This window comes from Acidimicrobiales bacterium (assembly GCA_036273495.1).
Classification (GTDB): domain Bacteria; phylum Actinomycetota; class Acidimicrobiia; order Acidimicrobiales; family JAJPHE01; genus DASSEU01.
Window position 1 is genome coordinate 1 of sequence record DASUHN010000067.1, and the last position, 5,786, is coordinate 5,786.

The 5,786-nt window shown below is 74.6% G+C and carries 8 protein-coding genes; 1 reads left to right on the forward strand and 7 read right to left on the reverse strand.

Translation table 11 applies throughout. The annotated features are described in order from the left end of the window. The 6 genes from hisF to hisD form a co-directional block, all read right to left on the reverse strand. Positions 1-696: imidazole glycerol phosphate synthase subunit HisF (gene hisF, locus VFW24_02595; protein HEX5265636.1), on the reverse strand; the 696-nt coding region annotated here is incomplete at its 3' end. After that, a complete protein-coding gene (hisA, locus tag VFW24_02600; GenBank protein HEX5265637.1) occupies positions 684-1,415 on the reverse strand; it encodes a 1-(5-phosphoribosyl)-5-[(5-phosphoribosylamino)methylideneamino]imidazole-4-carboxamide isomerase in 732 nt (243 codons plus the stop codon). The genes hisF and hisA, both read right to left, overlap by 13 nt. A gap of 11 nt (positions 1,416-1,426) precedes the next feature. After that, the gene (gene hisH, locus VFW24_02605; GenBank protein ID HEX5265638.1) at positions 1,427-2,059 is read right to left on the reverse strand and encodes an imidazole glycerol phosphate synthase subunit HisH; all 633 of its coding nucleotides are present in this window, start codon (positions 2,057-2,059) and stop codon (positions 1,427-1,429) included. A gap of 10 nt (positions 2,060-2,069) precedes the next feature. Beyond that, positions 2,070-2,672: an imidazoleglycerol-phosphate dehydratase HisB gene (gene hisB, locus VFW24_02610; GenBank protein ID HEX5265639.1), complete on the reverse strand. Its 603-nt coding sequence runs from the start codon at positions 2,670-2,672 to the stop codon at positions 2,070-2,072. Continuing rightward, positions 2,669-3,733: a histidinol-phosphate transaminase gene (gene hisC / locus VFW24_02615; protein HEX5265640.1), complete on the reverse strand. Its 1,065-nt coding sequence runs from the start codon at positions 3,731-3,733 to the stop codon at positions 2,669-2,671. The genes hisB and hisC overlap by 4 nt, the downstream gene beginning before the upstream one ends. 30 nt (positions 3,734-3,763) lie before the next feature. Continuing rightward, positions 3,764-5,047 carry a histidinol dehydrogenase gene (gene hisD / locus VFW24_02620; GenBank protein HEX5265641.1) on the reverse strand — a complete coding sequence of 428 codons (1,284 nt, stop codon included), beginning with the start codon at positions 5,045-5,047 and terminating at the stop codon, positions 3,764-3,766. An 83-nt stretch (positions 5,048-5,130) separates the two neighbouring features. Between hisD and VFW24_02625 the strand changes: the two genes are divergently transcribed. Continuing rightward, entirely contained in the window at positions 5,131-5,322 is a 192-nt protein-coding gene (locus tag VFW24_02625) for a hypothetical protein (protein ID HEX5265642.1), read from the forward strand. Between the two features lie 125 nt (positions 5,323-5,447). On the opposite strand, the gene VFW24_02630 is transcribed toward VFW24_02625, so the two are convergent. Then, on the reverse strand, positions 5,448-5,786 hold a 339-nt coding region (locus tag VFW24_02630; GenBank protein HEX5265643.1), incomplete at its 5' end, for an endonuclease III.

Genomic DNA, 5,786 nt, shown 5'->3' on the forward strand with positions numbered 1-5,786 from the left:
GAAGATCGACGCCGCCAGCACGGCGTCGGCACCACCCTCGACGGCGCCGTCGACGAGGTGCTGCAGGGTGCCGACCCCCCCGCTGGCGACCACCGGGATGCTGCACGCGTCGACTACCGCACGCGTCAGCTCGAGGTCGAAGCCGTCCCGCGTGCCGTCGCGGTCCATGCTCGTGAGGAGGATCTCCCCCGCCCCGAGGCGCTGACAGATGCGCACCCACGTCACGGCGTCGATCCCCGTGGGGCGCCGCCCGCCGTGGGTGTACACCTCGAACCGGCCCGATCCGGCCGGGCCGGAGCGGCGGGCGTCGACGGCCACGACCACGCACTGGGCCCCGAACTCCACCGCCAGCTCGTGCACCAGATGGGGCCGCTCGACCGCGGCGGTGTTGACCGCCACCTTGTCGGCGCCGGCGCGCAGGAGGTCGCGCCCGTCGTCGACGGCGCGGACCCCGCCCCCCACGGTGAGGGGGATGAACACCTGGTCGGCGGTGGCCCGCACCACGTCGACCATCGTCCGGCGGTGGTCGGAGGAGGCGGTGATGTCGAGGAAGACGACCTCGTCGGCACCCTCGGCGTCGTAGCGGGCGGCCAGCTCTACCGGATCCCCGGCGTCGCGCAGCCCGACGAAGTTGACGCCCTTCACGACGCGCCCGGCGTCGACGTCGAGGCAGGGGATCACCCTCACCGTGCGCACGCCGCCACCCCCTCCTCGACGGTGAGGCGGCCCTCGTAGAGGGCCCGCCCGACGATCACGCCCGAGAGCCGGCGCCCCCCCGCCTCCAGCCCCGCCAGGGCGCGCACGTCGTCGGCTCCCGACACTCCGCCCGACGCGATCACGTCCACGGTGGTGGCCCCGAGCACCGTGGCCAGCCCGGGGCGGTCGGGACCCTCGAGCATCCCGTCGCGCTCGACGTCGGTGACCACGAACGCCACCGCCCCGGCGTCCTCGAGCTCGGCCACCACGGCGAGGAGGTCGCGGCCCGAGCCCTCGGTCCAGCCCCGGACGACGACCTCGCCCCGCTTGTGGTCGAGCCCGACCGCCACGGCACCGGGATGGGCGCCGGTCAGGCGCCGGACCAGACCGGGCTCGGACAGGGCCGCCGTGCCGACCACGACCCGGCTGACCCCGGCGGCCAGGAGCGAGGCGGCGGCCTCCTCCGAGCGCACCCCTCCCCCCGCCTGCACCGGCACGTCGACGCTGCGGGCCACGGCGCCGATCACATCGGCGTTCACCGCCGTGCCGGTGAGGGCGGCGTCGAGGTCGACGACGTGGATCCACGGCGCCCCCGCCGCCGCGAACGAGCGGGCCACCGCCACCGGGTCGTCCCTGTAGACCGTCTCGCGGGAGAAGTCCCCCTGGGCCAGGCGCACGCAACGCCCGCCCCGCAGGTCGATGGCCGGGTACAGATCCACGCCGGCCCGCCTCAGCGGGTGCCGGCGGCGCCGGCGCCCACCGCGGCGACGGCGGCCACGAAGTTTCCCAGCACGGCCAGGCCCGCCTCGCCCGACTTCTCGGGGTGGAACTGGGTGGCCCACAACGGGCCCTGCTCCACCGCCGCCACGACCGGACCGCCGTAGTCGCACGTGGCCACGACCTCGGGGGTCGGCTCGGGGGCGAAGGAGTGCACGAAGTACAGCCACGGCTCCTCGGCGCACCCGGCGAACAGCCCGCTCGCCGTCCCCGACACCTGCACCCGGTTCCACTGCATCTGCGGGTGCTTCTGGCCCTCGGGCAGGGCCCGGACCGTGCCCCGGATCAGCCCGAGGCCGCGCGCGCCGGGGTCCTCCTCCGATCCGTCGTAGAGCACCTGCAGCCCGATGCAGATCCCGAGGAACGGAAGCCCGTTGTCGACCGCCGCCACCGCCACCTTGTCGAGGCCGGTGGCGCGCAGGGCGGTCATGCAGCGCCCGAACGCCCCGACTCCCGGAAGCACCACGGCGTCCGCGGCCATGGCCTGGTCGGGGTCGGACACCAGGTGGGCGTCCCCGCCGACCCGCTGCAGGGCCTTCTCGGCGGAGCGCAGGTTGCCGATCCCGTAGTCGAGGACGGCGATCACCGCGCCGGCCTCACAGCGTGCCCTTGGTCGACGGCACCCCCGCCCCCTCGACCCGGACCGCGTCGCGCAGGGCGCGCGCCACGCCCTTGAACGACGCCTCGAGGATGTGGTGGGTGTTGCGCCCGCTGCGCAGGCGGATGTGCAGGGTGAGGTTGCCGGCCGTGGCGAAGGCCCGCCAGAACTCCTCGGCCAGCTGGGCCTCGAACGGCGGGTCCCCGAGGGCCAGGGCGTCGGGCGCCACCTCCACCTCGTACACCAGGTACGGGCGCCCCGACAGGTCGAGGGCCACGTCGACCAGGGCCTCGTCGAGCGGCAGCGACACCGACCCGAAGCGGCGGATCCCGGCCTTGTCCCCCAGGGCCCCGGCCAGGGCCTGGCCCACGACGATGCCGACGTCCTCCACGGTGTGGTGGGCGTCGACGGCCAGGTCCCCGCTGGCCTCGACGCGCAGGTCGACGCCGCCGTGGCGGCCCCGCTGGGCCAGCATGTGGTCGAAGAACGGGAGCCCGGTGGTGGCCGAGCCGGCGCCGGCACCGTCCAGGTCGAGCTCCACGGCGATCGTCGTCTCCTTCGTCTCCCGCCGGCGCTCGGACCGCCGGGCCCCGGCGGTCACGACAGCACCTCGGCCAGCGCCTTCAGGAAGGCGGTGTTCTCGGCCGGCGTGCCCACGGTGACGCGCAGGCACCCGTCGAGGCCCGGCCACGTGCTGCAGTCGCGCACCAGCACCGATCTGTCCACCAGCCCCTCCCACACTGCGGTGGCGTGACGGGCCACCGGACGGAACAGGATGAAGTTGGCGTCGGACGGCCACGACTCGACCGGCAGGTCGGCGAGGGCGCCGGCCAGCCGGCCCCGCTCCTCGACGATGCCCGCCACCCGGGACTCCATCTCCCCCCGGAAGCGCAGGGCTATCCGGCCCGCCGCCTGCTTCATGGCGTCCAGGTGGTACGGCAGGGCCACGTCCTCCAGCGCCTCCACCAGCGCCGGCGGCCCGATCAGGTAGCCCAGCCGGTTGGCCGCCATCGACCACGTCTTGGAGAAGGTCCGCACCACGACCACCCGGCCCTCGTCACTCACCAGCGGCACGGCCGACCACGGGGCGAACTGGCCGTACGCCTCGTCCACCACCACCAGCCCCGGGGCCTGGGCCACCACCTGCTCGACCACCTCGCGCGGCTCGGCCCGCCCGGTCGGGTTGTTGGGGCTGCACAGGAACGTGACCACCGGGTCGAAGGCGTCGATGACGCGGCCCACCTCGGCGAGATCGAGCCGGAAATCGGCCCCCCGCCGCCCCGTGACCACCTCGGTCCCGGTGATGCGGGCGATGTGGGCGTGCAACTGGTAGGTCGGCTCGAACAGCGCCACCCGCCGGCCCGGGCCGCCGACCGCGAGCAGCAGGCACTGCAGCACCTCGTTGGAGCCGTTGGCACAGAACACCTGGGCGGCGTCGACTCCGTGCAGGTCGGCCAGGCCGGCCCGCAGGGCGCGCGCCTTGCGGTCGGGGTAGCGGTGGAACGGGATCGTGCGCACCTCTTCGGCCAGCGCGTCGGCAAACCCGTCGGGCGGGGGCAGGGGCGCCTCGTTGGTGTTGAGCCGCACCGACACCTCGACCTGGGGGGAGTGGTAGCCCGCCATCAGGGCCAGGTCGGGGCGCACCGGGATCGAGCTCGTCATGGCACCCACCTCGTCATGGCACCCACCTCGTCACGGCACCCACCTGATCCGGACCGACGCGGCGTGGGCCGACAGCCCCTCGGCGTCGGCGATGGCGGCCACGTGCGGCGCCAGCCGGCCGAGCGTCGCCTGGTCGAGCGTGACCACGTGCACCTTCTTGAGGAAGTCGTCGACGCCCAGGCCGCCGGTGAAGCGCGCCGTTCCGTAGGTGGGCAGCACGTGGCTGGGCCCGGCGATGTAGTCCCCGACGCTGGCCGGGGCATGGGCCCCGGTGAACACCGCTCCCGCCGAGCGCACCAGCGGCAGAAGCAGATCGGGGTCGGCGTTCATCAGCTGCAGGTGCTCGGGGGCAATGGCGTTGGCCACGGCCATGGCCTCCTCGGGCCCGTCGACCACCACCGCGTAGCCCCCGTCGCGCAACGTCGACTCGATCTCCTCGCGCCGGGGCGCCTCCGAGACCAGCCGCTCCACCGCGGCGGTGACGGCGTCGGCCGTCGCCTCCGACCAGGTCACCAGCCAGGCCAGCCCGTCGGGGCCGTGCTCGGCCTGGACCACCACGTCGACGGCGGCGTAGTCCACCGGCGTGGTGTCGTCGGCCACCACCACCACCTCCGACGGCCCGGCGAAGCCGTTGGGGATCCCCACCACCCCCGCCACCTCCTGCTTGGCGAGCGAGACGTAGATGTTCCCCGGCCCCACGATCACGTCGACCGCCGGGACCGACTCGGTCCCGTAGGCCATGGCGGCGACGGCCTGGGCCCCGCCCACGCGGTACACCCGGTCCACCCCGGCCAGGGCGGCCGCCGCCAGGGTCGGGGTGGGGACGTTGCCGTCGGGGCCCGGCGGCACGCAGAGGACCAGCTCCCCCACGCCCGCCACCCGGGCCGGCACCGCCGTCATGATCACCGTCGAGGGGTACACGGCCCGCCCTCCCGGCACGTACAACCCGGCCCGGTCGACGGGGCGCATCACCTCCCTGACGACCACCCCGTCGCGCTCGTAGCGGGTGTCCTCCGGCTTCTGGGCCCGGTGGTAGGCGGCCACGTTGGCCCGGGCCGCCTCCAGGGCCTCGCGCAGCAGCGGCGGAAGGGACGCGAGGGCGGCGTCCCACTCCTCGGGGGGCACGGCCAGCTCGTCGATCTCGACCTTGTCGAACCGGGCGGTCAGCTCGCGCAGGGCCCGGTCCCCACCCTCCCGGACCTCCCGGATGATGGCCCGCACCGCGTCGATCGGAGGGTCCGACGCCGCCGCCGGCCGGGGCAGCCCGGTGGTCAGGTCCGCGGCCCGGCCGCGCAGGTCGAGTCGGCGGAGCATGGAACGAACGATGGTAATGGGGCAGGGGGGAGGGGTCCTTCGAATAGGCCGCTTCGCCGGGTTGGGGCTGGAATGATGAGTTGATGACCAGCGCCGCCGAGCTCAGCTCGATCCTCACCGGGCTCGAGGAGATCACCAAGCGGGTGACGGCCATCGCCGACTCCTACGCCTCCGAGCGGCGCGAGGACCTGGCCGGGGACCTGTACGCGGTGGAGCGCCAGCTGGTCAACGCCGCCCGGCGGCTGGGAAAGGCGGCCGACCTGGCGTCCCGCTGAGCCCGCCCGTACGCGCCGAGCGGCGCCCGCAAAGAGGCGCCGCCGGCGGAGCGGTCCGGGCGGCGGATCCCGGATCGGCTCTATGGCGGAGGTCAGGTGGCGGGTACCTGTCTCCGTTGATCCGGTTAACGCACACCCCGAACGGTTTTGTTCCCCGGGAGCTCGGCCGAGGGGCAGAAGTCGTTGAGCACGCAGTCCGCGCACCGGGGCTTGCGGGCCACGCACACCCGCCGCCCGTGCAGGATCAGGCGCAGGCTGAGGGCCCCGCGCTCGGGCGCCGGCACCATGGCGTTGAGGTCCATCTCGACCTTCACCGGGTCGGTCTCGGTGGTCAGGCCCAGCTTGCGCGACAGGCGCAGCACGTGGGTGTCGACCGGCAGGCCGGGCAGCCCGAAGGCCACGCTGCGCACCACGTTGGCGGTCTTGCGCCCCACGCCGGGCAGGGTCACGAGGTCGTCCATCTC

Coding starts and splice junctions, on each gene's coding strand:
- VFW24_02625 (HEX5265642.1), top strand. CDS start 5,131: ATGACCAGCGCCGCCGAGCTCAGCTCGATCCTCACCGGGCTCGAGGAG.
- hisD (HEX5265641.1), bottom strand. CDS start 5,047: ATGCTCCGCCGACTCGACCTGCGCGGCCGGGCCGCGGACCTGACCACC.
- hisC (HEX5265640.1), bottom strand. CDS start 3,733: ATGACGAGCTCGATCCCGGTGCGCCCCGACCTGGCCCTGATGGCGGGC.